This window comes from Rhodoferax sp. LS1R11, assembly GCF_056521395.1.
Window position 1 is genome coordinate 1 of record NZ_JBWMAW010000020.1, and the last position, 26,656, is coordinate 26,656.

At 53.9% G+C, this 26,656-nt stretch carries 26 protein-coding genes and 1 pseudogene; 12 read left to right on the forward strand and 15 right to left on the reverse strand.

The features are described from left to right. Positions 1–189: hypothetical protein (locus AC097N_RS18645; RefSeq protein ID WP_479583567.1), on the forward strand; the 189-nt coding region annotated here is incomplete at its 5' end. A 115-nt stretch (positions 190–304) separates the two neighbouring features. Next, positions 305–1,517, forward strand: a pseudogene (locus AC097N_RS18650) (IS3 family transposase). A 436-nt stretch (positions 1,518–1,953) separates the two neighbouring features. On the opposite strand, the gene AC097N_RS18655 reads toward AC097N_RS18650, so the two are convergent. The 3 genes from AC097N_RS18655 to AC097N_RS18665 form a co-directional block, all read right to left on the reverse strand. Further along, a complete protein-coding gene (locus tag AC097N_RS18655; protein WP_479583568.1) occupies positions 1,954–2,157 on the reverse strand; it encodes a hypothetical protein in 204 nt (67 codons plus the stop codon). 171 nt (positions 2,158–2,328) lie between these two features. Next, positions 2,329–2,499 (reverse strand): helix-turn-helix domain-containing protein, encoded by a 171-nt coding sequence (locus AC097N_RS18660; protein WP_479581091.1) that lies wholly within the window; start codon positions 2,497–2,499, stop codon positions 2,329–2,331. Further along, a complete protein-coding gene (locus tag AC097N_RS18665; RefSeq protein ID WP_479583569.1) occupies positions 2,417–3,316 on the reverse strand; it encodes a DUF6279 family lipoprotein in 900 nt (299 codons plus the stop codon). Before AC097N_RS18665 ends, AC097N_RS18660 begins: the two co-directional genes overlap by 83 nt. Positions 3,317–3,326: 10 nt before the next feature. On the opposite strand from AC097N_RS18665, the gene glmU reads away from it, so the two are divergent. Then, positions 3,327–4,682, forward strand: coding sequence for a bifunctional UDP-N-acetylglucosamine diphosphorylase/glucosamine-1-phosphate N-acetyltransferase GlmU (glmU, locus tag AC097N_RS18670; protein ID WP_479583570.1), 1,356 nt, complete (start codon positions 3,327–3,329; stop codon positions 4,680–4,682). Beyond that, positions 4,679–5,449: a sensor histidine kinase gene (locus AC097N_RS18675; RefSeq protein WP_479583571.1), complete on the forward strand. Its 771-nt coding sequence runs from the start codon at positions 4,679–4,681 to the stop codon at positions 5,447–5,449. Before glmU ends, AC097N_RS18675 begins: the two co-directional genes overlap by 4 nt. A gap of 18 nt (positions 5,450–5,467) precedes the next feature. Here the strand turns inward: AC097N_RS18675 and AC097N_RS18680 are convergent, their stop codons facing one another. The 6 genes from AC097N_RS18680 to AC097N_RS18705 form a co-directional block, all read right to left on the reverse strand. Then, complete coding sequence (locus AC097N_RS18680) at positions 5,468–5,953, reverse strand: Lrp/AsnC family transcriptional regulator (RefSeq protein WP_479583572.1); 486 nt, start codon at positions 5,951–5,953, stop codon at positions 5,468–5,470. Positions 5,954–5,995: 42 nt separating this feature from the next. Further along, on the reverse strand, positions 5,996–6,949 hold the full coding sequence (locus AC097N_RS18685; RefSeq protein ID WP_479583573.1) for a branched-chain amino acid ABC transporter permease: 954 nt from the start codon (positions 6,947–6,949) through the stop codon (positions 5,996–5,998). Positions 6,950–6,952: 3 nt separating this feature from the next. Further along, the gene (locus AC097N_RS18690; protein WP_479583574.1) at positions 6,953–7,837 is read right to left on the reverse strand and encodes a branched-chain amino acid ABC transporter permease; all 885 of its coding nucleotides are present in this window, start codon (positions 7,835–7,837) and stop codon (positions 6,953–6,955) included. Positions 7,838–7,913: 76 nt separating this feature from the next. Beyond that, on the reverse strand, positions 7,914–9,107 hold the full coding sequence (locus AC097N_RS18695; RefSeq protein WP_479583575.1) for an ABC transporter substrate-binding protein: 1,194 nt from the start codon (positions 9,105–9,107) through the stop codon (positions 7,914–7,916). Between the two features lie 66 nt (positions 9,108–9,173). Further along, positions 9,174–9,878 (reverse strand): ABC transporter ATP-binding protein, encoded by a 705-nt coding sequence (locus AC097N_RS18700; protein ID WP_479583576.1) that lies wholly within the window; start codon positions 9,876–9,878, stop codon positions 9,174–9,176. Next, positions 9,878–10,651 carry an ABC transporter ATP-binding protein gene (locus AC097N_RS18705; protein ID WP_479583577.1) on the reverse strand — a complete coding sequence of 258 codons (774 nt, stop codon included), beginning with the start codon at positions 10,649–10,651 and terminating at the stop codon, positions 9,878–9,880. The genes AC097N_RS18700 and AC097N_RS18705 overlap by 1 nt, the downstream gene beginning before the upstream one ends. Positions 10,652–10,969: 318 nt before the next feature. Here AC097N_RS18705 and glmS point away from each other — a divergent pair, with 318 nt between their 5' ends. Next, the gene (glmS, locus tag AC097N_RS18710) at positions 10,970–12,835 is read left to right on the forward strand and encodes a glutamine--fructose-6-phosphate transaminase (isomerizing) (protein WP_479583578.1); all 1,866 of its coding nucleotides are present in this window, start codon (positions 10,970–10,972) and stop codon (positions 12,833–12,835) included. 214 nt (positions 12,836–13,049) lie between these two features. On the opposite strand, the gene AC097N_RS18715 is transcribed toward glmS, so the two are convergent. Further along, positions 13,050–13,859 carry a helix-turn-helix domain-containing protein gene (locus AC097N_RS18715; RefSeq protein ID WP_479583579.1) on the reverse strand — a complete coding sequence of 270 codons (810 nt, stop codon included), beginning with the start codon at positions 13,857–13,859 and terminating at the stop codon, positions 13,050–13,052. 260 nt (positions 13,860–14,119) lie between these two features. On the opposite strand from AC097N_RS18715, the gene AC097N_RS18720 reads away from it, so the two are divergent. The 7 genes from AC097N_RS18720 (at position 14,120) to AC097N_RS18750 (ending at position 22,207) form a co-directional block, all read left to right on the forward strand. After that, positions 14,120–14,596: an acetyl-CoA carboxylase biotin carboxyl carrier protein gene (locus AC097N_RS18720; protein ID WP_479583580.1), complete on the forward strand. Its 477-nt coding sequence runs from the start codon at positions 14,120–14,122 to the stop codon at positions 14,594–14,596. An 8-nt stretch (positions 14,597–14,604) separates the two neighbouring features. Next, positions 14,605–15,999: an acetyl-CoA carboxylase biotin carboxylase subunit gene (locus AC097N_RS18725; protein ID WP_479583581.1), complete on the forward strand. Its 1,395-nt coding sequence runs from the start codon at positions 14,605–14,607 to the stop codon at positions 15,997–15,999. Between the two features lie 11 nt (positions 16,000–16,010). Continuing rightward, positions 16,011–17,504: a hypothetical protein gene (locus tag AC097N_RS18730; RefSeq protein WP_479583582.1), complete on the forward strand. Its 1,494-nt coding sequence runs from the start codon at positions 16,011–16,013 to the stop codon at positions 17,502–17,504. Further along, the gene (locus AC097N_RS18735; RefSeq protein WP_479583583.1) at positions 17,501–18,340 is read left to right on the forward strand and encodes an HAD-IIA family hydrolase; all 840 of its coding nucleotides are present in this window, start codon (positions 17,501–17,503) and stop codon (positions 18,338–18,340) included. The genes AC097N_RS18730 and AC097N_RS18735 overlap by 4 nt, the downstream gene beginning before the upstream one ends. Continuing rightward, entirely contained in the window at positions 18,337–20,328 is a 1,992-nt protein-coding gene (locus AC097N_RS18740; protein WP_479583584.1) for an acetoacetate--CoA ligase, read from the forward strand. Before AC097N_RS18735 ends, AC097N_RS18740 begins: the two co-directional genes overlap by 4 nt. An 83-nt stretch (positions 20,329–20,411) precedes the next feature. After that, the gene (locus tag AC097N_RS18745) at positions 20,412–21,647 is read left to right on the forward strand and encodes a Tm-1-like ATP-binding domain-containing protein (protein WP_479583585.1); all 1,236 of its coding nucleotides are present in this window, start codon (positions 20,412–20,414) and stop codon (positions 21,645–21,647) included. A 20-nt stretch (positions 21,648–21,667) separates the two neighbouring features. Then, a complete protein-coding gene (locus AC097N_RS18750; RefSeq protein ID WP_479583586.1) occupies positions 21,668–22,207 on the forward strand; it encodes a carbonic anhydrase in 540 nt (179 codons plus the stop codon). Positions 22,208–22,347: 140 nt separating this feature from the next. Here AC097N_RS18750 and AC097N_RS18755 read toward each other — a convergent pair whose 3' ends face one another. From AC097N_RS18755 to AC097N_RS18775, 5 genes are read right to left on the reverse strand one after another with little or no spacing between them, the layout of a single operon-like run. Next, positions 22,348–23,217 carry an amidohydrolase family protein gene (locus AC097N_RS18755; protein ID WP_479583587.1) on the reverse strand — a complete coding sequence of 290 codons (870 nt, stop codon included), beginning with the start codon at positions 23,215–23,217 and terminating at the stop codon, positions 22,348–22,350. 33 nt (positions 23,218–23,250) lie between these two features. Next, complete coding sequence (locus AC097N_RS18760; protein ID WP_479583588.1) at positions 23,251–24,267, reverse strand: branched-chain amino acid ABC transporter permease; 1,017 nt, start codon at positions 24,265–24,267, stop codon at positions 23,251–23,253. 8 nt (positions 24,268–24,275) lie between these two features. Next, entirely contained in the window at positions 24,276–25,175 is a 900-nt protein-coding gene (locus AC097N_RS18765) for a branched-chain amino acid ABC transporter permease (RefSeq protein ID WP_479583589.1), read from the reverse strand. A gap of 9 nt (positions 25,176–25,184) precedes the next feature. Further along, entirely contained in the window at positions 25,185–25,898 is a 714-nt protein-coding gene (locus AC097N_RS18770; RefSeq protein WP_479583590.1) for an ABC transporter ATP-binding protein, read from the reverse strand. Then, positions 25,895–26,641, reverse strand: a complete 747-nt coding sequence (locus AC097N_RS18775; protein ID WP_479583591.1) for an ABC transporter ATP-binding protein — start codon at positions 26,639–26,641, stop codon at positions 25,895–25,897. The genes AC097N_RS18770 and AC097N_RS18775 overlap by 4 nt, the downstream gene beginning before the upstream one ends. Between the last annotated feature and the right edge of the window lie 15 nt (positions 26,642–26,656).

The following is a 26,656-nucleotide window of genomic DNA, read 5'->3' on the forward strand; positions in this document are numbered from 1 at the left end:
AAAGTAGGTCATCGTCAGGCTAGTCAACCAGAAACGCCCAGTCGAAAGATTGGGCGTTTTTTTTTGAGAAAAATTACAGCATTGACTCAATGGTACTTAAATTTTGATTGCCCATTGCCCATTGCCCATCAAGATGGAACTGCGCATCTGCATCTGAATGGGTGGTGCGTGACAAGGAAATGTGAGTGACCCTGCAGGATTGAGGTAGTCAACGTCCACGTACCATCAACGTGCGGGCATTGGGTAATCCCCCCCGGTAAACCAACGGCGCCAGAAGTAGAATTTTCTTAGAAAGAAATTTTACATGAAGAGATCGAGATTTACCGACAGCCAGATCATGGATGCGCTCAAACGGGTTGAATCTGGATTGCCCGTACCGGAGTTGTGCCGGGACCTGGGAGTCAGCACTGCCACGTTTTACAAATGGCGGGCCAAATACGGCGGTATGGACACCTCTATGATGACCCGCATGAAAGAGCTTGAAGAAGAGAATCGACGCCTCAAGAAGCTGTATGTCGAGGCCCAACTCAAGGCCGACATCGTGGCCGAGGCCCTCTCAAAGACGTGAGATGGCCAAACAAGCGGTTGAGCACAAGGGTGTCACCATCAGGCTTGTCTGTGTGGTTGACGTCAATTACAAACTCCGCAACGACAACTACTGTCACCACCACGTCGGCCCGGCTGGGAATGATGCTGACCGATTTGCGCCTGCCCACCATCAAACGGTTGGCCGGTGACCTGTGCGTACAGTCCGATACCGAGGGCTGGCCTGCACACCGGTTGTTGGAAGCCTTGCTGGAGCACGAAATCAATGAGCATGAGGCCCGGCGCATTGACCGCCACCGGAATGAATCTAACCTGAGCCCGGACAAGCGACTCTCCAGCTTTGACTTCACGGCCGTGCCCAGTGTGTCCAAGGCACAGGTGATGGCGCTGACTGAGGGTAACGGATCTACCGCGAGCTGGAACTCAATCTGAGGATCAAGCCCAGGAGGCGCCTGGTGCGCGACAAGCCTGAACCGCTGGCAGTGCCGAGCGCCATGAACGAGGTCTGGTCAATGGACTTCATGCATGACCAGTTGCAAGACGGCAGAGCCTTCAGGCTGTTCAATGTCATTGATGACTTCAACCGTGAAGCGCTGGGCATTGAAGTGGACTTCTCACTTCCGTCTGAACGTGTCATTCGGGCGCTCACGCAGATCATTGGCTGGCGGGGTAAGCCAGTCGCGATTCGCAGCGATAATGGCCCGGAATACATCAGCGCCGTGATTAAAGACTGGGCCAAAGGCATGGGCTCCGGCTTGATTACATCCAGCCTGGCAACCGCCAGCAAAATGCCTACGTGGAGAGATTCAATCGGACAGTGCGCTATGAGTGGCTTTCGCAGAATCACTGGTCAACTATTGACGAGGGTTCAGGAGCACGCCACGCAATGGACCTGGTCCTACAATCACGACCGCCCGCACATGGCCCTGGGTGGATTGACCCCGAAGCAGCACTTGGCCAAGGCTGCATAAACCTTCTACTTCTGACGTCAGTGGAAAACGGGGGGATTACCATTGGTCTCGTAGTTTTTGAGTCTCTCGACCAGTGCGACGCGTTGCACGGCAGTGGTGCTGTATGCAGTGTGGCGAAAGTCTTGCAGTTCTCTCGTGTCATTTTGGACTTGCCCCGTTTCCAAGGACAGTTTTTAGCTTCTTGAGGAAGCGGATTAATTATCAGGGATGCAGGGTTATCCACCGGGCGGGTCTGTGTTTCAAAGTTGACGGGCGATAAATAGTTCAGACCGGAGTGGCGCCTGCGTGGGTTGTATCAACTCTCAATCCAGGTAAAGACCGCCAGGCGTGCCTCGGTTTTGGTTTTCCAGCTGCGCCGGGCGCTGGCGCACATCACGTTGGGTAGTCACCACGTAGCTACGCCGGCGACTGACACCCCGCATGTGGCCCTGGCGCATCAAGCGGGCGATGCGTTTGCGGCTGGCCCCCCCGTCTCCAGCAACTCAGCGCGGATGCGGGGCATACCGTAGGTCTCGTCACTGGCGACAAATGCTTCACGGATTTTTGCAGCCAAAGTCGTATTGGCTTGTTGGCGCTTACAGGCTGGACGTCCCTGCCAGCCGTAATAGCCGCTGGCGGAGACTCTGAGTTTTTTGCACATGGTGCGTACGGGGAGTTCGGCCTGATTTGCTTCAATCAGCACGTAGACGACGTGAACGTCTTGTCGGCGTTGTTGGCAAACCAGGCCGTAGCCTTTGCCAGGATGTCACGCTCCATCTGGACTTGGTGGTACTTGCGACGCACTCCATAAGCTCCTGTCGTTCAACCGCGCTCAGTGGGCCGGCATCAGTTGGCGACGCTGCGCCTTGCGTACCCAACTCAAGATGCTGGTGATGTGACAGCCGAATTCTTTGGCCAGGTCACCGGGCTTGCGCCCAGCTTGCACCAGTTCGACCATCTGTTGACGAAATTGCGCCGAATACGGCGGTTTGGTAATAGGCATTTCGGACTCCTTCTTTGAGAACAATAAGGTGTCCGCGAAATGGAGGTAACTTCATTTTGTCTTGATAGTTCCTGTACGCTGCATCGGGTGACAGCACGGAGCGGGCCAGCAGGGCGCGCACTTCGGTACGGACGCGCAACTTTGACAGCGGCGCACCCTGAAGCAGCCGTAGGGTTTGCAAACCATCCTGATGGCGGCGCTGTGATTCGCGGTGACTAATGGCTGCATCAAAAGCAGAGTCAGCCACACTGGCACGCAGGATCACGAGTTGCGGCTCTTCCAGTCGTCCAGACAGCATATCCGCCCGCTCAGCCAGTTGCTTTCCCAAGTAATCGAGCTGTCCTGCCTTGAGCGTCGGTGCGAGTGCTGTGATTTTGGGCTCCGACTGATTGAGAATAGCCTGAAAGCGGGGTTTGAGTTCGATGTACACCTCACAAAGCTGCTCCGACGTCACATTGGCCAACGCTTGGCGTTGCAATTTCTCAAGTGCGGCGGTAATCAGCGGGAGCTCGGTCTGGCGGTGCCAGGCCTGCAAGGCGTCAAGATCGGCGCGCACCTGCAGGGACTGCACCTCATTGAAATCCAGGTAATTGTCCAGCCACCAGTAACCCAGGTTGGGCGCAGTGTTGTAGCCCAGTTTGATGACACTGCAGCCCGCTACTACCAAGGCTAGCAAGAGGGTGATCGACAGAACCAGCCGCCCGCGGATAATGTGGAGCGTGTGAAATAGTGAACGAGTTGATAGGGACATGAACGAAATGACAGAAAACAAAAAAAAGGCCCATGCTGTGGGTGTAATCATCATGGCGGCCGGCAAAGGCACGCGCATGAAAAGCAAATTGCCCAAAGTGTTGCACCTTTTGGCCGGGCGCGCACTGGTGCTGCATGTGCTGGACACGGCTGCTGAGTTATCAGCCCGTCAAGTGGTGGTGATCACTGGTCATGGTGCTATCGAAGTTGAAGCGGCTCTCTCAAGTTCTACAGAGGCTACAGCTGAATTTGATATACATTTTGTGCGCCAGGAGCCGCAGCTGGGCACTGGCCATGCGGTACAGCAGGCGATGCCGGTGCTCAAGGATGAGGGCATCGTGGTAGTGCTCTCTGGCGACGTGCCCCTGACCCGGGCGGATACTTTGCAACAACTCATTGCGGCCTGCGGCGGTACCCAGTTGGCGCTGTTGACGATTGACTTCGCCGACCCCACGGGCTATGGCCGTATCGTTCGCCAGGGCGAGGTGGTGCAGGCCATCGTGGAGCATAAGGACGCGACTGACGCGCAGCGCGCCATCCGCGAGGTGTACAGCGGCATCATGGCTGTCCCTGCTGCGCAACTCAAGACCTGGCTGGCGCGTCTGGACAACCAGAACGCGCAAGGCGAGTACTACCTGACGGACATCGTGAAGTTTGCCGTGGCCGACGGTGTGCCTGTGGTGGCCTACAAGATTGCAGACGCCGTGCAGGTGGCGGGTGTCAACAGCCCGGTACAACTGGCCGAGTTGGAGCGCGCCCACCAGCAGCGCACGGCGCTGGCCTTCATGGAACAAGGTGTTCGCCTGGCGGACCCAGCGCGATTTGATGTGCGGGGCCAACTGCAATGTGGGCAAGATGTGTCGATTGACGTGAACTGTATTTTTGAAGGTCAGGTCAGCTTGGGCGAGGGCGTGAAGATTGGCGCCAACTGCGTGATTGCCAATGCCGTCATTGGCGCTGGCGCGGTGATTCACCCGTTTACCCACATCGAAGGCGGCAAGCCCGGTAGCAAGGATGCGATTGAAGTGGGCGCGGGTGCGCTGATCGGGCCGTTTGCCCGTTTGCGCCTCGGTGCCAGGCTGGGGGCTGAAGTGCATATTGGCAACTTTGTCGAGATCAAAAATTCAACCTTGGCCAAGGGTGCCAAGGCCAACCACCTCGCTTACCTGGGCGATGCTACGGTGGGCGAGCGCGTGAACTATGGTGCGGGCAGCATCACCGCCAACTACGACGGTGCTTTCAAGCACCGCACGATCATTGAGGCAGATGTGCACATTGGCAGCAACTGCGTGCTGGTGGCGCCTGTTACCTTAGGTGCGGGCGGTACGGTGGGCGGTGGCTCCACCATCACCAAAGATACACCGCCCGGCGCGCTGAGCGTGGCGCGGGGCAAGCAGGTCAGCATTGCCAACTGGAACCGGCCGGTCAAATGAGTACCGCGCCGAAAGATCTGACCCTTCAGAGCTTGCGGCAGGAAAACGAGCGACTTGAGCAAGCCTTGGCCCGGGCCAACGCCGAGCTGGAAGACTTCACCTACTCCGTGTCGCACGACCTGAAGGCCTCGCTGCGGCACGTGAATGCCTATGTGCAAATCATCCAGGAAGACCTGGGCGAACAGGCTACTGCGGACATCGTGGCTCACCTGAACGTCGTCAGCCACGCGGCCCGAACCATGGGCCAACAGGTCGACGGACTGACGGCCTTGTCGCGGTTGAGCCGGGTGGCGCTGCAAGTCGGCGCGGTTGACCTCGCTAAGCTGGTTCCTGATGTCATGGTCTTGTTGGCGCCGTCGTTTGTTGAGCGTAGGCTGGAATGGCATGTGGCCCCCGATGTACCGCCCTTGCGGGCCGATGCAACGCTGATGCAAGAGGTATTGGTACATCTATTGTCCAACGCAATCAAGTTCACGGCCACTCGACCCGTGGCCCGTGTGGACATCACTTGGCAGGCGACCGGCAACGGGTTGTGCACCGTCACCGTCGCCGACAACGGCGTGGGGTTCAACCCGCAATACACCGCCAAACTGTTTCATGCCTTCCAGCGGCTGCACGGTGTGCGCGAGTTTGAAGGATTGGGCATGGGGCTGGCCCTGACCCGAAAGATCATTGAGCGCCAGGGTGGCACCGTGGCGGCACAAGGTGAAGTCGGCGTGGGTTGCAGCGTCAGTTTCACCTTGCCACTGGCAATGGCCAATCCGTAGAGCGATCTCCTGTCTGCGTCAGAGTGGCAAGGGAATGCGTGCCCCGAACTTGCTGCGTTTGACGCTGAAGAATGTTTTGACGTTGCGCACGTTGGCATCGGCTGTGAACAACCGCTGCGCCAGAGCCAGGTAATCGGGCATGTGCGCGGCATGCACCACCAGGCAAAAGTCGGGCCCCGGTGACACGCGATAACACTGCTGCACGGCGTCATCGTTCTTCACGCGCTTCTCGAACGCTTCCAGTGCCTGGTTGTCCTGGCGGTCCAGGGTGATTTCCACAATCGCGCTCAGCCCGTGGCCGGTCACGGCGCTGAGCTTGTCCACACTCAGCACCGCAATCTCCCTCTCAATCAACCCGGCTTCGTGCAGGCGTTTAACGCGGCGCAGGCAGGTGGGAGGGGAGATGTGGACCAGTGCGGCCAAGTCCTGGTTGCTGCGTGAAACGTCGTTTTGCAGATGATCCAGCAGCTGCAGGTCTGTGGTGTCGATGGCTGTTTGTTCCATTTATTGTCTTATTCTGGAATAAAACAGCCATTCTAGAGGCTACTACCCCGCGGTGGGGCGTCTGCGGCGATCCATAAAAGCCTGCAACTCACCGACCACCCCTTTGCGAAAGGCCAGCACGCACAACACAAAAATCACCCCGATGATCACAGTTACCCAGGACCCCACCTTGTCAGCCAGCAGGTTTTGCAGCGAGATGACAATGCCTGCGCCAAATACAGGCCCGAAGAAGGTGCCCACACCACCGAGCAAGGTCATCAAAATCACCTCGCCGGACATGGACCAGTGCACGTCGGACAGGGTGGCAAATCCCATTACCAGGGTTTTGAGCGAGCCTGCCAGTCCGGCCAGTGCCGCCGACAACACAAACGCCAGGAGCTTGTAGCGATCCACTTGGTAGCCCAGTGAAATAGCGCGGGGCTCGTTCTCGCGGATCATCTTGAGCACCTGACCAAAGGGCGAGTGCACGATGCGGGAGATGAACAGAAAACACGCCATGAAGATGGCCAGTACCAGGTAATACATGGCGGTATCGGACTCCAGTGACAAGAGGCCGAACAGTGCTCCGCGTGGCACGCCCTGCAAGCCGTCTTCTCCGCCAGTGAACGGTGCTTGGAGGCAGACAAAAAACACCATCTGGGCAATGGCCAGTGTGATCATGGCGAAATAGATGCCCTGGCGCCGGATGGCCACGGCCCCCACCACCAGCCCAATCAGACCCGCGCCGCCAGCGCCCACCAGCAAACCCAGCTCCGGCGTGACATGCAGCGACTTGATTGCGTAGCCCGTGAAATAAGCAGCCGAGCCAAAAAATGCAGCGTGGCCGAAGGACAGCAAACCGGTAAAGCCCAGCAGCAGGTTGAAGGCGCTGGCAAAAATGGCGAAGCACAGCAGCTTCATCACAAAGACCGGGTAGAGCCCAAGCGCAGGCGCCAGCAGCGCCAAAATCAACAGCACCAGGTAGGTCAGTGCAACAAGTTTGTTCGCTTTGTTCATGGCTCAAGCCTCCTTGCCAAACAGGCCGGCCGGGCGAATCATCAGCACGATGACCATCACGACAAACACCACAATACTGGACGCCTCCGGGTAGAACACCCGTGTGAGCCCTTCGACAATGCCCAAGCCCAGACCGGTCAGGATCGAGCCCATGATGGACCCCATGCCGCCAATGACCACCACCGCGAACACCACGATGATCAGGTTCGAGCCCATCAATGGATTGACCTGAATGATGGGCGCGGCCAGCACCCCCGCCAGTCCGGCCAAGGCGGCGCCGGCGCCGTAGGTCAGCGTCACCATCAAGGGCACGTTGATGCCAAAGGCCTGCACCAGTGCGGCATTTTCTGTACCCGCGCGCAGGTAAGCCCCCAGGCGGGTGCGCTCAATCAGATACCAGGTGCCCAGACAAACCGCCAGTGACACCAGCACCACCCACGCCCGGTAGTTGGGCAGCACCATGAAGCCCAGGTTGGTGGCGCCCGACAGGAGTTCGGGCACGTTGTATGTCTGGCCCGACACGCCGTAGAGTTCACGAAAAATACCTTCGGCGATCAAGGCCAGCCCAAACGTCAGCAGCAAGCCGTACAGGGGATCCAGCTTGTACAGCCGCTTCAAAAACAGCCGTTCGATGACAACACCCAGCAGGCCCACCGTCAGGGGGGCCAGGATCAGGGCAAACCAGTAATTGAAGCCAAACTTGTCGAGCATGATCCAGGCGGAAAATGCGCCCAGCATGTACAGCGCGCCATGCGCAAAATTCACAATGCCCAGCAGGCCGAAGATGACCGCCAGCCCGAGGCTGAGCAGGGCGTAGAACGCACCATTCACCAAGCCCAGCAACAGCTGGCCCAGAAATGCTTGATGGGGAATGCCAAAAATTTCCATGAAAACCCGTCAGTTCATGCCTTGTCAGGCGAAGAGGCAGTGGGCCGCTTTCGCGCCCCACTGCCCTGGGTGCCAATTACTTTTTGATTAACGCGCATTTGGAGTCGGCCACCGTGGTGAACGCCTGTTCACCTGGCACCTTCGCGATCATCTTGTAGTAGTCCCATGGCGTGATCGAGTCCTTGGCCGACTTCACCTGGTAGAGGTACATGTCGTGGATCATGCGGCCATCAGAACGGATTTCGCCTTTGTTGTAGAAGTCATCAATCTTCATGCTCTTCATCGTAGACATCACCTTGTCTGCATCCGTTGTACCCGCCGCTTGTACGGCCTTCAAGTAGGTCGTGGCAGCAGAGTAGTCGGCGGCCTGAATGCTGGATGGCATGCGTTTGTACTTGTCAAAGAAGCGTTTTGCAAACTTGCGGGACGCGTCGTCCTGGTTCCAGTACCAGCTGTCGGCCAGTTGCAGGCCTTCCGTATTAGCCAAACCCAGGCTGTGTACATCGTTGATGAACACCAGCAAGCCTGCGACTTTCATGGTTTTGGTGATGCCAAATTCTTTGGCCGCTTTCATCGCATTGGTGAAGTCACCGCCTGCATTGGCCAGTCCCAGCATCTGTGCTTTGGACGATTGTGCCTGTAGCAAAAAGGCTGAAAAATCAGACGCATTGAGCGGGTGGCGTACGGCACCAGTGACAGTGCCTCCGTTTGCTTTCACCACGGAGGAGGCATCACTTTCAAGGGAGTGTCCAAATGCGTAGTCAGCTGTCAGAAAATACCAACTCTTGTTGCCAGCCTTGACCAACGCCGAACCAGCCACTTTGGCCAGTGCCACGGTGTCGTAGGCGTAGTGCACGGTGTAGGGCGAGCAGGCTTCATTGGTCAATCGTGCCGAGCCTGCGCCGATGGCGATGAAGGGACGCTTCTTTTCTTCAGCGACTTTCGCCATAGCCAGGGCCGTGCCTGAGCTGGTGCCGCCAACCAGCATGGACAAACCGTCCTTGTCCATCCATTCGCGTGCTTTGGAACTGGCCACATCGGCCTTGTTCTGGTGGTCAGCGGTCAGCACTTCAATCGGGCGGTTCAGTACCTTGCCGCCAAAGTCCTGCGCGGCCCACTTGATCATTTCGCCACCGGCCGGTCCGTCAATGTCGGCGTAAAGGCTGGACATGTCGGTGATGAAGCCGATCTTGACCGGACCCGTGTTCTGGGCCGAGGCCGCGGCGGCAAATCCGAGCGCCAAAGCGGCGACGAGAGCATTGAGTTTCATGGAGTCTCCTGTTGAGTGGGTTGTCAAAACGCGGGTTAAAAGTAAAGGGTGGGTGGTCGAACAGGCTCACACGCCCAGGTATTCCTGCAACATGCCCATGTTCTGGCTCAGTTCCTGCTGGGCAAATTGCTTCACGATATTGCCGTGTTCCATGACATAGAAGCGGTCCGCCAACGGCGCCGCAAAGCGAAAGTTCTGCTCCACCAGCACGATGGTGTAGCCTTTGGCCTTGAGGGTAAGAATCATCTCGGCCAGCTTTTGCACAATGACCGGAGCCAGACCTTCTGAAATTTCATCGAGCAAGAGCAGGCGTGCGCCAGTTCTCAAAATGCGGGCCACGGCCAGCATCTGCTGTTCTCCGCCCGAGAGGCGCGTGCCGGGGCTGTTGGCGCGCTCCTGCAGGTTGGGAAACATGACGTAAATTTCATCGACACTCATGCCGCCCGCTGCCAGTGTGGGTGGCAGCATCAGGTTTTCTTCCGCGGTCAGGCTGGCAAAAATGCCGCGCTCTTCAGGGCAGTAACCCAGGCCAAGGTGGGCGATCTTGTGTGACGCCAGGCTGATGGTCTCAATGCCATTGATTTTGATGCTGCCTTTGCGCCGGCCGGTCAGACCAACAATGGCGCGCATGGTCGTTGTGCGCCCTGCGCCGTTGCGACCCAGCAGGGTGACAACTTCACCTTCGTTGACGGTGAGGTTGACGCCGTGCAGGATGTGCGACTCGCCGTACCAGGCGTGCAGATTCTCGATGCGAAGCATTTCCTTGTTCATCAGTGAGCGCCTTGCAGTTCGGTATTGACCGAGCCCATATAGGCTTCGATGACCATGGGATTTTTGGAAACTTCGGTATACGTTCCATCAGCAATGATGGTGCCGCGCTGCAATACGGTGATGCGGTCGGCGATCTTAGACACCACGTTCATGTTGTGTTCGACCATCAGGACCGTGCGACCGGCAGACACCTTTTTGATCAACTGAGTGACCCTGTCCACGTCTTCGTGGCCCATGCCTTGAGTCGGTTCGTCGAGTAGCATCAATTCGGGCTCCAGCGCCAGCGTGGTGGCTAATTCCAGCGCGCGTTTGCGGCCATAAGGCAGGTTAACAGCCAGTTCGTTGGCGAAATCCTGGAGGTCCACCTCGGTCAACAACTCACGGGCACGCGCATGCAAATGCATCAACGTGCTTTCGGCTTTCCAAAAGTGAAATGAGGTACCCAGATTGCGCTGCAACGCCGCGCGCACGTTCTCCAATACCGACATGTGTGGAAATACCGCGGAAATCTGGAACGAGCGAACAATGCCGCGCCGTGCTGTTTGCGCAGGCTGCTCATGGGTGATGTCGGTACCGTTGAACTGGATGCTGCCTGCGGTGGGGTGCAAAAATTTGGTCAGCAGGTTAAAGAAGGTGGTCTTGCCTGCGCCATTGGGGCCAATCAGGGCATGGATGTGGCCTCGTTGAACCTTCAGGTCCACCCGGTTGACTGCCACGAATCCTTTGAATTCCTTGGTCAGGCCACGTGTTTCAAGAATGAACTCCACTGACAAATGATTCTCCGGCTGCACAAAGAGAGTTGCTGAACGCTGGGGACTGCAACAAGAAATTTCATGCTATCGAGTTAGAACGCAAGGTGATAGCGGGTTAGAACCTAGGTAGTTTTACTTGCGGCGTTTCTGGCGGTGGTGTCTGCGAACGCGGTGGGATCTTTAATTTTTATTGATAATTAACTCCATAAATATTAGATAAATGAATTTAAATTCCATTTTTTATTTATTGAGAAATATAAATCCAAAATTTATTGTATTTAGATTTCATATTTCATTCAAGGCAAACTACCATTACGACATTCATTTTTGGAGCAGTCTATGTGCGGCATTGTCGGCGCGGTTTCATCCCGCAACATCGTTCCCATCCTGGTGCAGGGCCTTTCCCGTTTGGAATACCGTGGGTATGACTCCTGCGGCGTGGCGGTTTACGCCAACGGTTTGCAGCGCGCGCGCAGTACCGCCCGCGTGGCTGAGCTGGCCGAACAGGTCAGCACCACCCACCTGGAAGGCACGACCGGCATCGCCCACACCCGTTGGGCCACGCACGGCGCACCCGTGGTACACAACGCCCACCCCCACTTCAGCCACGGCCCAGGCGCCGATGCCGCTGGACGTCCCGGCCGGATTGCCCTGGTGCACAACGGCATCATTGAAAATCACGACGAGCTGCGCGCCATGCTCAAGGGCAAAGGCTACGAGTTCCACAGCCAGACAGATACCGAAGTCATCGCCCACCTGATTGACATGCTTTACGACGGTGACCTGTTTGAAGCCGTCAAGTCGGCCGTGGTTGAGTTGCATGGTGCTTACGCCATTGCTGTTTTTTGCAAAGACGAGCCTCACCGCCTGATTGGCGCACGCGCCGGTTCGCCGCTAATTCTGGGTGTGGGCAAAGACGGGCAAGAACACTTTTTGGCCAGCGATGCCATGGCACTTGCCGGTGTGACCGACCAGATCGTTTACTTGGATGAAGGCGACGTGGTGGACATCCAGTTGGGCAAGTACTGGCTGGTGGACAAGGAGCACAAGCCTGTCGCGCCCGCGCAGCGCCCGGTTAAAACCGTGGTGGCGCACAGCGGTGCGGCCGAACTGGGGCCCTACCGCCACTACATGCAAAAAGAGATTTTTGAACAGCCCCGCGCCATTGCCGACACGCTCGAAGGCGTCGACGGCATCGTGCCCGAACTGTTCAGCGGCAGCGCCAGTGCAGCAAGCGTTTTCAATGAGATTGACTCGGTGCTGATCCTGGCCTGCGGCACCAGCTACTACAGTGGCTGCACCGCCAAATACTGGCTGGAGAGCATCGCCAAAATCCCAACCCAGGTGGAGGTCGCCAGCGAGTACCGCTATCGCGACTCGGTGCCTGACCCGCGCACACTGATTGTCACCATCACGCAGTCGGGTGAGACGGCCGACACGCTGGCCGCCTTGCGCCACGCGCAAAGCCTGGGCATGACCCACACCCTGACCATTTGCAACGTGGCCAGCAGTGCCATGGTGCGGGAATGCGAGTTGGCCTACATCACCCGCGCCGGTATCGAGATTGGCGTGGCCTCCACCAAGGCGTTCACCGCCCAATTGGCGGGCCTCTTTTTGCTGACACTGGCCCTGGCCAAAACCAAAGGGCGCCTGAACGAGGCTGAGGAGGCGCGTCACCTCAAGGCCATGCGACACCTGCCTGCCGCTTTGCAAGCGGTGCTGGCACTGGAGCCACAAGTCATTGCGTGGGCAGAAGACTTTGCCAAGATGGACAACGCGCTCTTTCTGGGTCGGGGCTTGCATTACCCGATTGCGCTGGAAGGCGCCCTCAAGCTCAAGGAGATCAGCTACATTCACGCCGAGGCTTACCCTGCCGGTGAACTCAAGCACGGTCCTCTGGCCCTGGTGACCAGCGCCATGCCCGTGGTAACTGTTGCGCCCAACGACGCGCTGCTCGAAAAGCTCAAGAGCAACATGCACGAGGTGCGCGCACGGGGTGGCGTGCTCTATGTGCTGGCCGATGCCGATACCCGCATCGAGTCCGGCGAAGGCCTGCACGTTATTCGCATGCCCGAACACTATGGCGAGTTGTCACCCATGCTGCACGTGGTGCCCTTGCAATTGCTGGCGTATCACACCGCCTGCGCCAAGGGAACTGACGTCGACAAGCCTCGTAACCTCGCAAAAAGTGTGACGGTTGAGTAGAGATCCCGTCCAGTTGGACCGCTGTGTTGACGACAAATAAAGTTCTATCCACTGGCGGTGAATTTCGCGGTCTCCGGAATAGAACTTTATTCTGTGTAGATTACGAATGGGTCTGCACAACGGCGTTTCAGGATAGGACTTTATTCAGTGCGAACACGCTGTTCATTGCCAATAAAGTCTTTATTCGCCCAGGCAGCGAAATCATGCCCGAGTACTATTGAGCCATCAGCTTCGCTGTTATTTCCTGCGATGCCTCGTTCAGTGCAGAAAGATGGCTTTTCACGATCTGATCAACGGTTGCCGCTTTGTGCATCCAGGTTAAGTTAATTACAGCTACAACTTCGTTTCCCGCCCATATCGGTACAGCAATGGAGTCGCGACTATCGTCAGATTCTCGACGTGTCTTGTCAAAGTGACCACCAAAATCTACAGCTCGAACCCCATAACCAAGTTTCTGAGTTTCAGCGATCAGCTTCTTAATCATTGAAGGCCGATGCGCAAGGTAATTGCCTGCTTCTTCACTTGCTACCAAACGCTGAAGTACCGCGGCTCTCTCGCTTTCACTGCAAAACGCTAAGTAGGTCCTTCCACTTGCGGAACGAAGCATGTTGATGCGGAATCCAATGGGTCCAATTGGGATGTGTGAGAAATAGGACTTCGGACGATTGGTTTCAATTACCTCCATGTAGTCCAACCTGGGCACTGCCAATATCGACGGCCAATTCACCTTCTTACAGAGGCGCTCCATTACGGGTGAAGCCGTTTCTACGAGAAAATTTTCATCGTTCATCTGTGAGGGACGCGGTTGAAAAGTGTGGCTCGACATGTAAGCGCCATCCTCGATTCTCTGCCACACCAAGCCACGCTTCTCAAGGGTCACGACCACTCGGGTAATCGTTGCCTTTGGCAGGCCAGTTGCAAGAAAAAGATCGTGAAGACTTGCGCTGCGTGCCTTGTGTAAACACTCCAGAACTTCAAGTCCGCGATCGAGCGCCCTGATGGTTTTAACTTTGTATTCACGCATGACTTCTTTTACTTTTCACCTGTTGAAAACTTGCTTTGTGATGGTAGCAGGATCAAACCACACCAGCAACACTCGCAGTCATAAGTAAAGAAGTTGAGGAGACAAGCGCAATGCATGAGCTGCACACAGCCCTGCATATAGGGTGAATTCGTTCTCCCGTCCTTTCAATTTCTATGATTTCTTTGTTCCGAACGGGTTCGGCATTAGCCCATCACGTTCTTGAAAAACTATTGTCCTTTGGGACTTTCATTGGAGTACCTATGAGCCTTTCACACGAAGACGTTGTTCGGATCATTCAGCTTTTGGATGCCTCGCATTTTGATGAATTGAGCCTTGAGGCAGAGGGCGTGAAGCTCAACATTCGAAGAAATGGAGCAGGCGATGGTTCAGTATCCAGTCGCTCCAGCCCTCCACTTTCTGCCATTTCAAAGGTAAAGCCTTCGACACCAGTAGATGCGCCACCCGCTCCAGTGCTCAGCACCGTGGTGAGCTCTGATCTCATTGAGGTGAAAGCTCCCATGCTTGGCACTTTCTACGGCGCCCCAAAACCCGGTTCTGACCCGTTCGTATCACCTGGGATCAGCGTCACAAAAGACACTGTGATCGGAATCATCGAAGTCATGAAGCTCATGAATTCTGTCTCTGCCGGCGTACAGGGAACGATTGTTGAGACCCTGGTCAAGGACGGTGATTTGGTTGAGTTTGACCAAGTGCTGATGCGGGTGCGCCCCGCGTGAGTGCAGTCATGAAAGAAGATGAAAATATGCACCAGCCTGCAAAAATTACGCGTGTATTAGTCGCCAACCGTGGGGAGATCGCCGTACGGGTCATTCGCACACTAAAGAAGCTGGGCATTGAGTCGGTTCTTGCCGTATCTGTTGCTGACAAGAACAGTATGGGAGCCAGACTGGCAGACCGGGCCGTGTGCATTGGTCCAGCGCGCGCAAGTGATAGCTACCTGCGCATTGGAACACTCATTGAAGCAGCCATAGGGACGGGTGCGCAGGCCATTCATCCTGGATACGGGTTTCTGTCCGAACGTTCTGAATTTGCGCGTGCATGTGAAGAAAACGGGCTAATCTTCATTGGCCCGAGCTCCGAACAAATCGAGCAGGTTGGAAATAAACTGGAAGCGCGCCGCATTGCAGAACAGGCGCAGGTTCCCATTGTTCCCGGTGGCCCCGTTGAGACGCTGGATGCGGCTCTTCAAATGGCCGAAAAGATTGGCTATCCAGTCCTCATCAAGGCGGTTGGCGGTGGCGGTGGTCGAGGTCTTAAACGAGCCAACTCAGCCAGCGAAGTGACCGCACTTTTTGACCTTGCAAGCTCCGAGGCATTGGCCGCATTTGGTGATGGGCGCGTGTATGTCGAGTGCTTTGTAACGCAGGGCCGACACATCGAAGTACAGGTTCTTGGAGATGGTGAGGACGTCATTCATCTGGGCGACCGGGATTGCTCTGTCCAAAGACGCTACCAAAAGGTGATTGAAGAAGCCCCGGCACCACATTTGCCAGATTCCATGCGTCGAGACCTTCATGCCGCTGCGCTGCGATTCTCAAAGCATATTGGGTATCGCAGCTTGGGAACGATTGAGTTTTTGGTTGATGTGCAGCGTCAGAGCTTTTACTTCTTGGAAATGAATGCGCGTATACAAGTAGAGCATCCGGTGACTGAAATGATCACGGGCCTTGATCTCGTTGCGCAGCAGATATCGATTGCCAATGGCAATAAGCTAACACTGAAACAGCCAGATGTGCAGCTGCACGGTCATTCCATTGAGTGCAGGCTCAATGCCGAAGACGCAGAGAATGATTTCAGTCCATCTCCTGGTCGCATCACACACGCGCACTTTCCAACAGGGGCGGGGCTGCGCACTGATACACACATTGAGACAGGTGCATTGATACCGCCTTACTACGATTCGATGATCGGAAAGCTGATTGCGACAGCGAACACGCGCGAGGAGGCTCGCTTGATTCTGGTGTCTGCACTGTCCAAAATTCAGTTGAGCGGCATAAAAACAAATATCGCTCTACACCGCGAAATTCTGGCCACAGCGGAATTCACCCATGGAGGCGTTGATACCGGCTTTCTCGGGCGCTATCTTGAAGATCGCGCAGCAGCACGATCCTCCAAATAAGGAAAAGTGAAATGATTCAATCCAAACTGCAGTTCATCGATACATCGCTTCGCGATGGAAACCAGAGTCTCTGGGGTGCAACCGGATTGCGCACGCCGATGATGCTTGAAATCGCACCCGAGCTCGATCGTGTCGGCTACCGTGCTCTTGATTTCAGCACTAGCACCCATATGGCAGTGACGGTTAGGTTTCACAAGGAAAATCCTTGGGAACGCATTCGAAAGATGAAGGCACTGATGCCCAACACCAAGTTGAGCTTTCTGTCGACGGGCATGCGCTTCATCTCCTGGGAGACAGCCCACCCAGAGTTAATGGCGCTGTCTTATCAATTGCTTGTTCGCAACGGCATTGAGCGATTCATGGTGATGGATCCCATGAATAATATGAAAGCCGTGATTGATAGTTCACGTGCCATTCATGCTGCAGGTGCAGAAGAAATTGTAGGGGCCATTGTTTACACAGTGAGCCCAATTCATGACGACAAGCTATTCGCTTCGTTGGCCGAAAAATTAGCTGCCGAACCATCAATTCAGCGAATTTATCTGAAAGATCCAGGTGGCCTGTTGACCCCGGAGCGTGCACGCACGCTACTGCCTGCACTAAAGAAAGCAATTGGTAACAAGCCACTGGAACTTCATTCGCACTGCACCATTGGACTGGCGCCATTCACCTATGCAGAGGCGTTCGATCTCGGTGTCGAAGCGCTACACACCGCAGCGCGACCACTGGCAAACGGCACCAGCCAGCCAGCCTTGGAAAACGTTGTATCAAACCTTCAAAGCCAAGGTATTTCAGTTGACTTAGATATGGAAGCTGCCGCGCGTGTCAGTGCCTATTTTTCGAAACTTGCAAAAGCCGAAGGACTGCCTGAAGGAGTTCCGCAAGAGTTTGATATGCGGTATTTTCAGCATCAGTTGCCTGGGGGAATGATTGGAACAATGAAGCGTCAGCTTCGTGAAATGCGTCAAGAGCACCGCCTGGACGACGTCTATCAAGAGGTGGAACGTGTACGGAGAGAGCTGGGATTTCCCATTATGGTTACGCCGTTCTCACAAGTCGTTGGCACCATGGCCGTAATGAACGTTTTGGCTCCAGAGCGATATGCGAACGTACCCGATGAAGTAATTCGCTACGCATTGGGGCTGTTTGGAACACCTCCCGCACCTATGGATCCGAATGTGCTGGACCGCATCCAGCAACTTCCACGGGCACGAGAGCTTTCTGCGACCCAGGGCATGCCTGAACTGAGTGAACTGCGTAAACGCTTTTCCTCCACCATTTCCGATGAAGAGTTCCTCTTGCGCGCAACCATGCCTCAAGAGCAAGTTGACGCAATGGTTGCTGCAGGACCTTGCCAGGAACGATACAACCCTTTACTTAGTCCAGTCAAAAAACTGGTCAGGGAACTTTCTTCACGCTCTGATGTGACCCACGCATCAATTGAGCGCAAGGGATTCAAATTGGAGCTGAGCACAAACCAGATGTCAGACGGGAGCGGCGAATGACCACGAACAACGCTGCGCATCGGCTGTTGAATGCAAAAGGTTTTATTTTTGATGTCGACGGGACCCTGGCTTTGGCCGACAAGCAATTGAGTGGCTACAAAGCCTTACCGGGTGCGGTGGAACTTATCGCTATGCTGCGAAAGCGGGGTGTACCAGTTGCTGCCTTTACAAATGGATCAACCAAACATCCTCGTGTACTCAACACAGAACTTGCGAGCATCGGCCTTCATTTTGAAGAGCAACTCACCCTAACTCCGGTAAGTATTGCTGTGACGCTGTTTAAACAAAAGCGTTACAAGAAGATACTGGTTCTGGGTGGTGAGGGCGTCTACTCCCCATTGATAGAAGCCGGCTTTGATGTGGTTCGTTCTCCCGATAGGGCGGATGACGCTGATGCCGTTTTCATTGGTTGGTATCCAAAATTTACCTTGCCTGATCTCGAAGCTGCAACACGGGCCATATGGAACGGCGCTGCTTTTTTCACCGTCTCCAAGGCTCCTTACGTCGCCAGTCGGGAAGGTAGGACCATTGGAATTTCAGGTGCCATCGCTGCAGCCGTCAGGAGCATCACGGGAAAGAATGCAGTGATCGTTGGAAAGCCATCTGCCCATGCACTTAACGTTGCAAGTGATCGTCTGAAGGTGCGCCCAAATGATCTCGTCATAGTTGGGGATGACCCAGGACTTGAAAACGCAATGGCTGTGCGTGGTGGTTCTATTTCTGTAGGCGTGCAGACAGGCCTTGCAACAGCAGCAGATTTTTCTGCTCTTGCAAATGACATCCAGCCGCACTTCTCTCTTTCTGGAATCGACAAGTTGCTGGAGATGCTCAAATGATGGATACAGGTATTGAAGGCTCAGTAAACGTGCTTTGGACCCCTAGCTCCGAGCAAATACAGAGCGCCAGACTCTTTGTATTTCAGCAATGGCTTGAGCAACACAAAGGCTTGACGTTTGCCGACTATTCAGCCTTGTGGCAATGGTCAGTGGACGATATTGACACGTTTTGGCTTTGCATATGGGAGCACTTCAACGTTCAGGCTACTGGATCCAATCAACCGGTACTCGGCTCACGCAGCATGCCTGGTGCTCAGTGGTTCCCCAATGCCAGTCTCAACTACGCGGAACATGTATTTCTTCACGCGGACATCAGCCGACCTGCCCTCATCGCAAGGAGGGAAGATGCCGCGACCTACGAAGTTTCCTGGGAGACCTTGCAAAGGGATGTTGGGGCACTCGCTGCAACTCTAAGGCAATTGGGGGTATCGCGTGGAGACTGCGTCGCATCCTACATGCCAAATCGACCAGAAACAGTTATCGCATTTTTAGCCTGTGCAAGCATTGGAGCCATTTGGTCAAGCTGTGCTCCAGATATGGGTGTTAGCGTGGTGCTTGATCGCTTCAAGCAGATTGAACCAAAGGTGCTGTTTGCCATCGATAGCTATAGCTATAACGGCAAGCTGCATGATCGCACCGACGTTGTAACGCAGCTTATTTCTGGCCTACCGTCAGTCGCCAATGTTGTTCACATCAATGGCCCCATGGTGGATCAGACGAGGTCGAACCCATGGTCCACTGTAGTCAGTTGGGAGACAGCAATTGAAATTGAATCAGAACTCACCTTTGATAGGGTTCCATTTGCGCACCCGTTGTGGGTGGTGTATTCATCAGGCACGACAGGGCTTCCAAAACCAATAGTCCACAGCCACGGTGGCATTGTTTTGACTCATCTTAAGACCATGGCCTTGCAGCATGACTTACGTCCTGGTGATCGATTGATGTTTCTGGGCGGCACGGGCTGGATTGTGTGGAATCTACAGATTGGCGCGCTCCTGACAGGTGCCACGATTGTTCTTTACGACGGTAATCCGGCTTGGCCCAATAACAAGTTAATCTGGGAATTTATCGACGAACAGCGTGTGAGCTTATTCGGATGTGGTGCTGCCTTTCTCATCAATTGCATGAAGGACGGGCTAAAGCCGAGGGAGTTTGCGCAGCTTGAATGCCTTCGAAGTATCAATGCAACGGGTTCTCCTCTGCCATCTGATGCCTACGAGTGGGTTTATGCGGCAGTGAAGTCAGATCTCTGGCTTGCATCCATTAGCGGCGGCACTGACATTGCGTCTGGATTTGTTGCTTGCGCGCCGTGCTTGCCAGTTGTAGCCGGTGAGATTCAATGCCGCGAATTGGGTGTTGCCGCCTATGCGTTTAATGAAGCTGGGCAAAGCATAGTGAACGAAGTTGGCGAGCTTGTCATCACCAAGCCGATGCCGTCCATGCCCGTCTTCTTCTGGAATGACAAGGACAACCAACGCTACCTGGAGAGCTACTTTGAAATGTATCCAGGTCTTTGGCGGCATGGCGACTGGATCCGCTTCAGCGCACGTGGAAGCAGTGTCATCTATGGCCGTTCTGACTCCACCATCAATCGATTCGGCATCCGTATGGGTACGGCGGAGATATACAGAGTCGTAGAGGCTTTGCCGGAAATCCGGGACAGTCTGGTTGTGGATTTAGAGTTTCTGGGTCGACCTTCCAGCATGCCTTTGTTTGTTGTTCTGCACCAAGGCGTGACGCTCGACGACGAGCTGCGTCAAAGAATTGCAACCGAAATCCGAACCAAAGCTTCACCGCGCCATGTACCGGACCAAATTCATCAGATTGAAGAAGTACCAAGAACTCTTACCGGGAAGAAGATGGAGGTCCCGGTACGGCGACTGCTTCTGGGAGCGCCTGCTCACAAGGTTGCACATTCCGATGCGATGGCAAACCCTGCAAGTTTCGAGTTTTTTGTTCGTCTGGCGAAAGAGCTCAACCCCTCTTAGACGATTCATGCCGACTGAGGTTGTTCGCCACAGCCAATACAGTTGAAAAAAATGGCAATTTGCCAAAATAAGGAGACAACAAAATGAGCCGTAAACCAAAAGTTTTAATGATTGTGACTCTCGACACAAAGGCTGTCGAAGCAAAATTCATCCGGGAAACCCTTGAATCACACGGTGTGGATGTAATCCATTTGGATGCAAGTATCCGAGAATCCACGGATTCATCTGTTGAGATCTCGCCTGACGCTATTGCCCACGCGGCCGGCAAGACAATTCAAGAGGTCAGAGACATTGGTCACGAAGGGAAATGCCAGGCCGTCATGATTGAAGGTTCAGTCAAATGCGCTTTGGAGGCACACGCAAAGACACCTATAAGCGGCATCATCGGCGTCGGGGGGTCCATGGGAACAGCGTTGGCGACGGTGGTGATGCAACAGTTCGCGTACGGAATTCCCAAAGTTATGGTCTCCACCATGGCATCAGGCTTTACCCGTCCTTTTGTGGGCGCCAAAGACATCATTATGGTTAATCCGGTATGCGACATTGCCGGACTCAACAGCATCACTCGCGACGTATTCCGCAATGCCGCCATTGCAGTGGCCGCTACTGCAAACGAATACACACCTCAACGCATTGAGCCCAAACCCCTGATTGCAATGGGGACGCTCAGCACAATTGATCGCTGTACCGTGCGAGTTCGAATGGCATTGGAGAAACACGGTTTCGAGGTAATGGTATTTCATACCCTGGGCACAGGTGGTATGGCACTTGACCAAATTGTGAAAGAACGCGATGTCGTCGCAGTTGTAGATGCATCACTTGTGGAACATAACGACTTTCTCAATAACGGGCTCTGCAGTGCCGGCCCTGAGCGCTCCAAAGCCGCTCTTGAAAAGGGAATTCCCGTAATTTTCGCTCCAGGAAACGCCGACTTTATGGTATCTGGTCCCATCGATATGGCCAAAGCACAGTTCCCTGGTAAACGCTACCACATGCATAACCATGCATTGACCGCTGTCCGCACTGAAGCAGGTGAGCTGCAGAGTTTGGCAAAACACCTTGGCGGATTGATAAAAGAAGCTAAAGGACCAGTATCCTTTTTGGTTCCTTTGAAGGGTTTTTCTCACCATGACAGTCCAGAGGGGCATCTGCATGACCCATCCCTCTGCCCAGTTTTTGCAAAGGCTATCAAGGAAGAGCTTCCCACTTCAGTCAGCGTGACCGAATATAACTGTCACATCAATGATCCTGAATTTGCTGATGCGATCGTCGCGCAGGTCTTGGCGCTTACCGCCATGGGCAAAGCAGTAGCTGCATAGAGATGTATACGGGTTCCCGATTGTCGACAACGATTGATACATTGCTGGAGCGCAATCGGGCCTGGTCTTCAAGAATGCAAGCTTCGGATTCTGAGTTCTTTAGCCGACTTGCTCATCAACAGTCACCACAATTGCTATGGATTGGCTGTTCAGACAGCAGAGTGGCTGCCAATCAGATTTTGGACCTTGCCCCTGGTGAAATTTTCACTCACCGGAACATTGCAAACATCGTTGCCAATGGAGACATGAACTGTCTGTCTGTGCTTCAGTTTGCAACTGACATCCTGCAGGTTCGACACATCGCAGTTGTCGGCCACTACGGATGCAGTGGAATACGTGCCGCCATCGGCGGTATCCGATTGGGACTCGTTGACAATTGGTTAGGGCACATTCATGCCGTCTATAAAAAGCATACCGGACGCTTGTTAAAAATGTCCGATGTCGACAAACAGGATGCTATGTGTGAGCTCAATGTCGCGGAGCAATTTGCGCATGTATGTCAAACCCATATTGTTCGAGATGCGTGGGCTCGCTGCCAGGAGGTTTCAGTGCACGGTTAGGTTTACGGACTTGAAGATGGACTACTCCGAAAAATGGGACTAACGGCGTCCAGTGTCAGTGAGGCGGAAGACGCCTATGCAGGCGCTATCCAAAGAATTTTTGATCAGCATCATGTAGAACAGCATCAAAATACCGTCAACTAATTGTTCTCCAGTCCCAGTAGCCTTATGGCATTGTTCTTTAAAATTCCCGGCATTACTTCAGGCTTGAATCCGGCCACTTCAAAATCCTTCATCCATCTTTCCGGGGTAATTAAAGGATAGTCGCTGCCAAAAAGGATACGATCCTTGAGTAGTGTGTTTGCGTACTGAACCAATTGTTTAGGAAAATACTTGGGGCTCCAGCCACTGAGGTCAATCCAAACATTGGGCTTATGCATCGCAACGCTCAGCGCCTCATCCTGCCAGGGGAAACTGGGGTGCGCCATAACAATTTGCATGTCGGGAAAGTCGATTGCAACATCATCTAAGTGCATGGGATTGCTATATGCAAGTCGCAGACCTCCACCACAACGCATGCCACTTCCGATCCCACTGTGACCAGTGTGGAATATCGCAGGCATTTTGTACTCTGCTATGACCTCATAAATTGGCCAGGCCATCTTGTCGTAAGGGTGGTAGCCTTGGACTGTTGGATGAAACTTGAATCCCTTGACGCCAAATTCCTCAATGAGGCGACGTGCTTCACGGGCGCCCATCTTTCCCTTGTGCGGGTCGATACTAGCGAATGCCATCATCATGTCGGAATTGGCTCTGGCAGCCTCGGCGATCTCCTCATTTGGTATGCGTTTGCGTCCCATTTGGGTCTCTGCATCAACAGTGAACATGATCAGTCCGATCTTTCGCTCACGGTAGTAGGCCACCGTTTCCGAAATGGTTGGTCGCTGACTATTGCCAAAGTATTTGTCGGCGGCTCGGTCATATTCCTCGCCGTAGTTGTCAAATGGATTTCTGCAACTCACTTCAGCATGGGTATGAATGTCAATTGCGATAAGGTTCTTATGGTCCATACGTAAGGTCCTGAAAAATATGTGACTGCAGCGTCAAGTGCGAGGCTTCACGATGGTGGAGAAAACAACCCGATAGCCTACAGGCAGCAAACGGATCCCAAACTTGCTTTCCACTGCGCCCCAAATTCCGCGCGGCAGAAGGAGGGCAAACAATACAGCGACTAGGCCGAGACCAATCAGATACGTTACGCCCTGACCGCCAAAGATTGACTCCACTGCAAAGAACAGAATCGCACCGAGAATTGGCCCCTCGTAAGTTCCAATTCCCCCCACAAGCACCATGAAGATCATGTATGCAGACCATTGAACGCTGAAATACGTCTTTGGTTGAAATGTGATGGCTGTGGCCAGCCAGAGTGCACCTGCCGCAGCCACTCCAAAGGCTGACAAGATAAAAATTAAGCGCTTGGTTGACTTCACATCAACACCCACCGAAGACGCTGCTTCTTCATTGTCACGTATGGCTTGCGCCGCAATTCCCACCTTGCCGCGCAACATCCAAAAAACGAGCCATCCCAAAAGCGCCATCATGCCCAACGCAGCCCAATAGGTGTACGCGCGACGTGTATCAGGGTCATACTTTTGCAACGCAATCAGCGAAGTTCCCGTTTCACCCTGCACCAAGCTGTCCAAATTGACCAGAAGATGCGTCAGAGAAGCCATCACCCACATACCAATTGCGAACTCTCCCTCTTTAAGTCGTAACATGAAGAAAGACAGCGGCACAGAAATAACTGCAATTGACACGGCACCCACCAACATCGCGGGGTACGCGTTCATTCCCATATCGGCTAGTCGTACTGTCGCATACGCACCGAGACCAAAAAATGCCTGGTGACCGACTGACAAAAGACCCGCGTACCCGGCAAGCGCATTCCACATCAGTGCCAAAATTCCATAGATGAAAAGTGTCGTCAGCCTTTCAACTATGTTTGCACTGAAAAAGTATGGAGCAAATACCAGTAGCACCTGAGCAACTAGAACTGAAGAAATTGCTGCGATAGAAACCGCATTCCAGCGTGCTATTTTTGGATCGTGATTAGCGTACATAGGATGTATCAGGCGATCTTCTTGCGAAGAGATTGAAGAATATTTCGGAACGAAGTTTGAACATATATTCTCAACAACAGAACCAGCAAAAAGGTGATGTGCCCAGCAATTAGAAAACCCTGAGGATGAATGAGCGCACCGAGGCTTTGCGCCACACCAAGTACGAGTCCACCAACCAAAGTTCCCCACATTGACCCGGTGCCACCGATGATGATGGCCTCGAATGCAAATATCAGTTGCATGGGTCCAGTGTAAGGATCAAAAGTTGCGCGCATCGCCAAAAATGCGCCTGCGACAGCAACCAGCGCCATAGAAATGGCCGTCGCAATTGCGTAAGTAGTCCGTGAATCGACGCCAACAAGTTGCGCGGTATCAGGGTCCTCGGAAGCCGCTCGAATTCTTCTTCCAAGCGCTGTTTTCTTCAGCATGAGGTTCAAACCGCCCAGTAGCAGAATAGAAACCGCAAGATTTAATGCTGCCAGGTAGCCGACAGATATATCGCCCACAAGCGTAAAGCTGTCATAGCTTAGAGAATCAATGTAAGGTGCCAGAGAGCGTGTATCTGCGCCAAAAGACTGGAACATTAAATTGTCCAATACGCCGGTCAAACCAAATGTGCTCAACAATGGAACCAGTGGTCCCGCCCGGGCGCTTCGCTCAAGGATAAGACGATGCAAAACCCATCCAAGAATGGCCATGGCTGGAATAACCACAATGAGCCCTAAAAATGGATTTATTCCGTATCTGTCTGCCAATACGAATAGTGCGTACGCCGCCACCACCGCAAGGCTTCCATGGGCCAAATTGATCAGCCGCATGACTCCAAACATGAACGACAGTCCGCATGCCAGTAGTGCGTAGTAGCCACCTAATAGTAAACCTTGGATGATTTGATTGATGATTGGCATAGTGTGAAATCAGACTTTTGATCCGTCATGTCCAAAGTAGTAATTCAATATCTCTTCGCGCGACATTTCGTTAGATCTTCCTATTGCGACTATTTTTCCCTCTAGCATGCAAACAATTCGATCAGCAACATGCATTGCTCGCTTCAGATCCTGCTCGACCAGGACCAGCGCTGTCTTCGATTCAAATAATTTTGCCAGTGAGTCATAGACTGACTGCACGGCAAGAGGAGACAAACCAAGCGAAACTTCGTCCAACAGCAAGAGTTTGGGGTTGGTCATGAGCGCACGACCAATTGCGACCGCTTGCTGCTGGCCACCGGAGAGGGTTCCGGCTGGCGCATTCAATTTCTCTTTCAGCTGCGGCAGCGCTTCCAATACGGAATCAAAATTCCAAACACCATCGCGATTCGCTGATTGAGCAATCAACAGATTTTCAGAAACTGTCATCGAATTGAACAGACGGCGACCTTCCGGAACCAAAGCCAATCCAATAGACGAGCGCTTGTAAGCGTCCATGCTGGAAATGTCGCACCCTTCAAATTCAATTTTCCCAGCGCCAACGGGATGGACTCCGGACAATGTGCGTAGCAAAGTGGTTTTTCCCGCGCCGTTGGCGCCGACCAATGCGATCTTTTCACCATCATCGATAGTTAATGAAAAGTTATTAACCGCTTTCAGCAGACCATGGCTTGCGTCCAGACTCGAAATTTTCAATAAACTCATAGCGCGGTACCCAGATAAGCCTCTACAACTGCTGGGTCTGCCAACACCTCTTGCGGATTGCCTTTAGCCAATACGCGTCCCGAATCCATGCACACCAACCGATTCACCACCTGAAGCAACACATGAACAATATGTTCGATCCACACGATGCCGATCTTTCGCGCATGCAGTTTTTTTATCGTCTCAACGAGCTCTGATGCTTCTCCATCGGTAAGCCCACCACCAATTTCATCCAAAAGAAGCAGGCGCGGGTCCGTGGACAAGGCTCGTGTTAACTCAAGACGCTTGCGGTCTAGCAAGCCAAGCGATTCGGCCTTGCGATTTGCCACGCTGTTCATTCCACAAATGTCCAGTGCATCAAGGCTCCGGGCATATGCTTCATCTTGTTGAAAACCTCCTCCGTGTGTGGCCGCCGCAAATACGTTTTCGAAAACAGTCATTCCTAAAAATGGCCTGGGTACTTGGTGCGTTCTCGCAATGCCAAGCCTGCATCTTTGTGAGGCGCCCAAGGTACTCACATCGACGCCCTGAAAGTAGACTGCCCCTCTACTTGCCAAGTTTGTCCCGGACAAGACGGTAAGCAGCGTTGTTTTTCCCGCACCGTTTGGCCCAACAATACCCACCGCATCTCCCGGTTGAACATCGAAATCGACATTGTTCAAAACCGCAAGAGAGCCGTAACTCTTATGAATGCCGCGTGCATCAATGAGAGGTGGAACTTTAAATGAATCAGCAACAGACATAGAGTTCAAGTGGAT

Bases quoted from the DNA above. Each gene is read 5' to 3' on its own strand.
- AC097N_RS18680 (WP_479583572.1), bottom strand. From the start codon at position 5,953: ATGGAACAAACAGCCATCGACACCACAGACCTGCAGCTGCTGGATCAT.
- glmS (WP_479583578.1), top strand. From the start codon at position 10,970: ATGTGCGGCATTGTCGGCGCGGTTTCATCCCGCAACATCGTTCCCATC.
- AC097N_RS18700 (WP_479583576.1), bottom strand. From the start codon at position 9,878: ATGAACAAGGAAATGCTTCGCATCGAGAATCTGCACGCCTGGTACGGC.
- AC097N_RS18760 (WP_479583588.1), bottom strand. From the start codon at position 24,267: ATGTACGCTAATCACGATCCAAAAATAGCACGCTGGAATGCGGTTTCT.
- AC097N_RS18745 (WP_479583585.1), top strand. From the start codon at position 20,412: ATGAGCCGTAAACCAAAAGTTTTAATGATTGTGACTCTCGACACAAAG.
- AC097N_RS18725 (WP_479583581.1), top strand. From the start codon at position 14,605: ATGAAAGAAGATGAAAATATGCACCAGCCTGCAAAAATTACGCGTGTA.
- AC097N_RS18755 (WP_479583587.1), bottom strand. From the start codon at position 23,217: ATGGACCATAAGAACCTTATCGCAATTGACATTCATACCCATGCTGAA.
- AC097N_RS18685 (WP_479583573.1), bottom strand. From the start codon at position 6,949: ATGAACAAAGCGAACAAACTTGTTGCACTGACCTACCTGGTGCTGTTG.
- AC097N_RS18735 (WP_479583583.1), top strand. From the start codon at position 17,501: ATGACCACGAACAACGCTGCGCATCGGCTGTTGAATGCAAAAGGTTTT.
- AC097N_RS18715 (WP_479583579.1), bottom strand. From the start codon at position 13,859: ATGCGTGAATACAAAGTTAAAACCATCAGGGCGCTCGATCGCGGACTT.
- AC097N_RS18770 (WP_479583590.1), bottom strand. From the start codon at position 25,898: ATGAGTTTATTGAAAATTTCGAGTCTGGACGCAAGCCATGGTCTGCTG.
- AC097N_RS18730 (WP_479583582.1), top strand. From the start codon at position 16,011: ATGATTCAATCCAAACTGCAGTTCATCGATACATCGCTTCGCGATGGA.
- AC097N_RS18775 (WP_479583591.1), bottom strand. From the start codon at position 26,641: ATGTCTGTTGCTGATTCATTTAAAGTTCCACCTCTCATTGATGCACGC.
- AC097N_RS18690 (WP_479583574.1), bottom strand. From the start codon at position 7,837: ATGGAAATTTTTGGCATTCCCCATCAAGCATTTCTGGGCCAGCTGTTG.
- AC097N_RS18660 (WP_479581091.1), bottom strand. From the start codon at position 2,499: ATGCCTATTACCAAACCGCCGTATTCGGCGCAATTTCGTCAACAGATG.
- AC097N_RS18675 (WP_479583571.1), top strand. From the start codon at position 4,679: ATGAGTACCGCGCCGAAAGATCTGACCCTTCAGAGCTTGCGGCAGGAA.
- AC097N_RS18695 (WP_479583575.1), bottom strand. From the start codon at position 9,107: ATGAAACTCAATGCTCTCGTCGCCGCTTTGGCGCTCGGATTTGCCGCC.
- glmU (WP_479583570.1), top strand. From the start codon at position 3,327: ATGAAAAGCAAATTGCCCAAAGTGTTGCACCTTTTGGCCGGGCGCGCA.
- AC097N_RS18655 (WP_479583568.1), bottom strand. From the start codon at position 2,157: ATGTGCAAAAAACTCAGAGTCTCCGCCAGCGGCTATTACGGCTGGCAG.
- AC097N_RS18720 (WP_479583580.1), top strand. From the start codon at position 14,120: ATGAGCCTTTCACACGAAGACGTTGTTCGGATCATTCAGCTTTTGGAT.
- AC097N_RS18740 (WP_479583584.1), top strand. From the start codon at position 18,337: ATGATGGATACAGGTATTGAAGGCTCAGTAAACGTGCTTTGGACCCCT.
- AC097N_RS18765 (WP_479583589.1), bottom strand. From the start codon at position 25,175: ATGCCAATCATCAATCAAATCATCCAAGGTTTACTATTAGGTGGCTAC.